The following is a 4,883-nucleotide window of genomic DNA, read 5'->3' as shown; positions in this document are numbered from 1 at the left end:
GATCTGTCAAAGCTATAAGTGAGGGGGAATCGTAGTGGACGAAGCGACGAGTCCTTGAATTTTACGCCACTTCAGGACTCGTCGCCTCGTCCACGAACCTAACAACAGGTCGTGACAGACCACTTGGAACGCATCACTCCGGTTCAACGTCGCGTCTGACCAAGCGACGCCTTGCCTCAGTCCGTTGCAGCGTGACTCTTGGTCAGCAGCTTGCGATCGGTGAGCCATTCCAGCATCCGTTCGGGCCATTTGCCTGCAGCGGTGTTGCTGTTCGCTCGGAACCCGAACCCGTGTCCCGCTTCACTGTAGACATGCATTTCGCAGGGAACGTCAGCTTCCTTGTATTTCAAGTAGACTTTGGCCATCCCAAACGCGATGTCCTCTCGATCGTGAAATCCAAAGGCGATGAAGGCCGGTGGCATCCCTGGCGAAACCGTGAATGTGCTGGACTTACCAGGATAGATCAAGCCTTGGAAATCCGGACGACTGCTTTCTCTTTCAATTGGATCTTCCGCTTGGGGATCTCCCGGCCGCGGGTCCATCGCGGAATAGGCTGCCAGTTCACCGCCCGCTGAAAAGCCAAGGATGCCAATCCGATCAGGCTTCACGTTCCAAGCCTCAGCATTGGCGCGAACCATGCGGATCGCTCGTCGAGTGTCATCCATCGCGTGTCCTTTCAACGTGTACTCCGATTCCGGTTCTCGGCACAAACGATATCGCAGGACGAACGCCGCGACGCCGTGGTCGGCAAACCACTCCGCCAAGGAATCACCTTCGTGTCCCAAACAGAGTTTCTGGTGGCCGCCTCCCGGAGCAATCAGGATCGCGGTTCCCGTCGCCTTCTGTTTCGCAGGCAAGTACGGTGTGATGGATGGGTGATGCACGTTCGAGACGTTCGTCCCTGTCAAAACTTCCGCTTCGTGCATGCGTGCTTCAGAACCCGGTGCACCGTCTTCCCACAGTGGGATTCGTTGCGGCGAATCTTCGGCAAGGCCTATCGAGGGGATGGCAACACAAAGCGAAAGCAGCAATGCATGGAAGGGAAACGATTGCATTCGGCGCATCAAAATCTCCAACGAATGGCGGGGCGATGGATGAGAAGGGGGGATGCAAAGTGTAATCGATTCAAATCGATCAAGGTCGTCCGCTGTTCCAATTAGAATGACTCGGAACAACCGCACCTTGACGCCAAGCATCGAAGTTTTCAGCAGATGGCTGATCGCCCACGGTTCCCTGAGACGAACCCAACTCGATCGTGTTCTCGCTGACAAAATCAACCCGCTCCAATTCCTGCCAAATCCACTCATCCCCATCGGAACCACGCTCCCCGACACGTATGAATTTTTCCTCCTCCGAACATCCGACTCAGAACTCCGATCAAATCAAGGAGGCTTCATGGGTTCTCGGAATCGATCTCGGTGGGACGACGATCAAGTTTGGATTGTTTCGCGGGTCCCAGCTCATCTGGCGAAATCACATACGCACCGATGACTTTGATTCCCCCACCGCTGCCTTTGAATCTTGCCGAGACAGTGTGCGTCAAACCATGGCCAGTTCGTCGCAGTCCATCGACGACCTGCAAGCGATCGGTTTGGCAATGGCTGGTGTGTTGGATCCAACCGCAGAAGAGTTGGCTGAAACGGCGAATCTGCATCGCTGGCATCAACTGAATTTTCGGCAACAACTCTCCACTGTTTTTCAAAAGCCAGTTTTCTTGTTGAACGATGCCGATGCAGCCGCGCTCGCTGAGTCGGCTCACGGCCTGTGCCGTGCCAATTCATTGGTGCTGATGACGCTCGGCACCGGTGTCGGTGGAGGAGTCATTTTAGACGGGCGGCCAGTCCGCGGTGCCAATGGTTGTGGCGGTGAAATCGGTCATGCCACGATTGATTTCAGCGACAGTGCCAGACAATGTGGGTGCGGCTTTCCAGGCCACTTGGAAGCTTACGCGGGTGCCGGTGGCGTCGTCCAAACCGCACAAGAAATCTTGGCCGAGTCAGAACGACACAGTGTGCTTCGAAAGATGAATCCGCTCACGCCACTGTCGATCGCAAACGCGGCAGCCGACGGCGACACCATTGCGATGGATGTGATCCAACACACCGGAGTTCTGATTGGACGTGCCATCGCAATGCTCGCTCACGTGATTGACCCCGATGTCGTGTTGCTGGGAGGGGCCATGACTTTCGGTGGTCCCGGCACCGACACTGGAAAACAATTTTTGAAATCGATTCGGGAAGAGTGTTACCCACGGACGCTGGTTCAGATCCGTTCCCATCTCAAAATTGAATTTGCAACCTTGGGCAACGATGCCGGAATCGTTGGTGCCGCCCACTACGCTCGCCAAACCCACCAAGCTCAACAATCGAAACTGCCCTCTGCTTGAACCGCAAACAGAATCGTAGGATGGATCCGAAATTCCCCTGTGCGGCAATCACGTGCATGTCAGTTGTTTGTGGGGACAGATGCATTTGGCGAAACCATTTCAATGCCCAAAGAGGTCTGCCGGCCTGCTTTGCAAGCCAAAACGGTCACCCAAATTCGCCCCAGGCGTGACGGAGCGTGGCATTTTGCAACGTGGGTTCGTTGCTTAGAATTCCAGACGAGATCCCGCGCCCAGATCACCCGCCTCCCAGAGATCGTCCGCCGCAGATCACTCCGATCGCGATGGCGAAACACTGACAATGCACTCGAGAAAAAACATGCCTGGAACGGACGCCGCCCGACTCATCCCGCAATCATCCAATCACAAGATTGCGTATCGGGTTTACCCCGAATCCACTGACGCGAGTGTTGCGATCGCACACGAAATCGCCGACCTGATTCGCTCGCGAGCCGGTGAGTCACGGATGGCCGTGCTGGGGCTCGTCGCCGGGTCTTCCCCGGTCAACGTGTACGCGGAACTCGTCCGGTTGCATCGAGACGAGCAGCTTTCGTTTGCCAACGTCGTCACTTTTAGCTTGGACGAATACTACCCCATGGCTCCAGCTTGTTTGCAGAGCCATGCGAGGTTCATGCACGAACATCTTTTCGATCATGTTGATATTCGACCCGAGAACATTCATCTTCCTGATGGAACGCATCCCGTCGAAAGCATCTCGGACAATTGTCGGGACTACGAGCAACAGATGGCGGATGCGGGTGGTGTCGACATTCAGTTGCTCGGGATTGGGCGAACCGGACACATTGGCTTCAATGAACCCGGGTCGGGTACCGAATCCCGAACGCGAATGATCACGTTGGACGGGATGACACGGATCGATTCAGCCAGTCATTTCTTTGGGGTGGAGAACGTCCCGCGACGAGCAATCACGATGGGCGTTGCCACCATCCTCCAGGCTCGAAAAATCTTCTTGCTTGCGTTTGGCGAAGGCAAAGCATCGATCATCGCTCGAACAATCGAAGGTGAGCTCGCGCCCACCGTCCCCGCCACCTCGTTGCAAGAACACCCCGATGCCGAATTGATTTTGGATCTCGCCGCGGCAGCCAAGCTGACCGTCGTTCAGTCACCCTGGTTGGTTGAGCAAGTGACTTGGGACGACACCATGGTTCGTCGTGCGGTCATCGATTTGTCGCAAAAACTGCAGAAGCCGGTATTGATGCTGGTCGATGGTGATTACAACGAAAACGGTCTTCAAGATCTGTTGGCGGAATACGGTTCTGCCTATGAAATCAACTTGCGAGTCTTTCGCCATCTTCAAAGCACGATCACGGGGTGGCCAGCCGGCAAACCCAACCAGCCCAATGTTGTGTTCCCCAAACGCATCGTGCTGTTTTCACCGCACCCCGATGACGACGTCATCTCGATGGGAGGCACACTGACACGACTGGCCGACCAAGGCCACGAGGTACACGTGGCGTATCAAACATCCGGCAACAGCGCCGTGTTCGATGGCGACGCCATCCGCTTTGCCAAATTTGCCCGCGAGTTCTGCAAGGAGTTTGAGCTGCTGACACCGCCCGTGGTCGACTTGACCGAACGCATGATCGGATTCTTGAAAGAGAAAGACGCGGGAGAAGTCGACATCCCTGAAATGCAACGCCTCAAAGGTTTGATCCGCCGCGGTGAAGCAGAAGAGGGCGCCATCGTGTGCGGTGTCCCCGCCGAGCGTCTTCACTTCCTGGAATTGCCGTTTTACGAGACGGGAGTCGTCCGCAAGAAACCGATCAGTGACGAAGACATCCAAATCACGGTCCAGCTTCTGCGAGAAGTCAAACCGCATCAGATCTACGCGGCCGGTGACCTCAGCGACCCTCACGGAACCCACCGAACATGCCTCGACGTTCTCTTTGCAGCCGTGGAAAGATGTCGAGACGACGATTGGATGAAAGAGTGTGTGGTGTGGCTGTATCGTGGTGCCTGGCAAGAATGGGCGCCGCATGAAATTGAGATGGCGGTCCCGCTGAGCCCACAAGAAGTCGACCGGAAACGCGCCGCAATCTTCAAGCATGAATCACAAAAAGACCGGGCCCTCTTTCCAGGTGCCGACGCCCGCGAATTCTGGCAGCGAGCCGAAGCCCGTAATGCCTCCACCGCACGAACCTACGACCAACTCGGTTTGGCTCAGTACCAAGCCATCGAAGGTTTCGTGCAATACAAACCGCGACCGTAGCCCCAATCAAGGTGGCAATGCGATCCAGTCTGTGACTCCCCTGAAATCAAGCCTCCGCCCAACCACTCGCAACCAGCTAGGCCCCCCAGTCGCTCTCCTCTGTCTCCATCCAACCCTGTAACCGACTGAGCCCCTCAGTCCACCGCCCCTGTCTCCACCCACCACTCGTAACCGACTGAGCCCCTCAGTCGGCAACCCGTATCTTCACCCACTCACCGTAGCCGACTGAGCCCCTCAGTCCGCCACCCCTGTCTCCACACACCACTCGTA

Annotated in this window: 3 protein-coding genes; 2 read left to right on the top strand and 1 reads right to left on the bottom strand. The window is 56.1% G+C overall.

Translation table 11 applies throughout. From position 1 onward, the window contains the following. Positions 1-176: 176 nt before the first annotated feature. On the bottom strand, positions 177-1,064 hold the full coding sequence (locus tag ACF8AM_RS05930; protein WP_392554736.1) for an alpha/beta hydrolase: 888 nt from the start codon (positions 1,062-1,064) through the stop codon (positions 177-179). 272 nt (positions 1,065-1,336) lie between these two features. Here ACF8AM_RS05930 and ACF8AM_RS05925 point away from each other — a divergent pair, with 272 nt between their 5' ends. Further along, positions 1,337-2,386, top strand: coding sequence for an ROK family protein (locus tag ACF8AM_RS05925; protein WP_392554735.1), 1,050 nt, complete (start codon positions 1,337-1,339; stop codon positions 2,384-2,386). A gap of 316 nt (positions 2,387-2,702) precedes the next feature. Beyond that, a complete protein-coding gene (locus ACF8AM_RS05920) occupies positions 2,703-4,613 on the top strand; it encodes a glucosamine-6-phosphate deaminase (protein WP_392554734.1) in 1,911 nt (636 codons plus the stop codon). Positions 4,614-4,883 lie beyond the last annotated feature (270 nt).

It is taken from the genome of Rhodopirellula sp. JB055, from assembly GCF_043100905.1.
In the GTDB taxonomy this organism is placed as follows: Bacteria; Planctomycetota; Planctomycetia; order Pirellulales; family Pirellulaceae; genus Rhodopirellula.
The sequence above is the reverse complement of the archived record's forward strand: the minus strand, read 5'-3'. Positions and strand labels throughout refer to the sequence as shown.

Excerpts from the sequence above, each read along its gene's own strand:
- ACF8AM_RS05930 (WP_392554736.1), bottom strand. The coding sequence starts at position 1,064 with ATGCGCCGAATGCAATCGTTTCCCTTCCATGCATTGCTGCTTTCGCTT.
- ACF8AM_RS05925 (WP_392554735.1), top strand. The coding sequence starts at position 1,337 with ATGAATTTTTCCTCCTCCGAACATCCGACTCAGAACTCCGATCAAATC.
- ACF8AM_RS05920 (WP_392554734.1), top strand. The coding sequence starts at position 2,703 with ATGCCTGGAACGGACGCCGCCCGACTCATCCCGCAATCATCCAATCAC.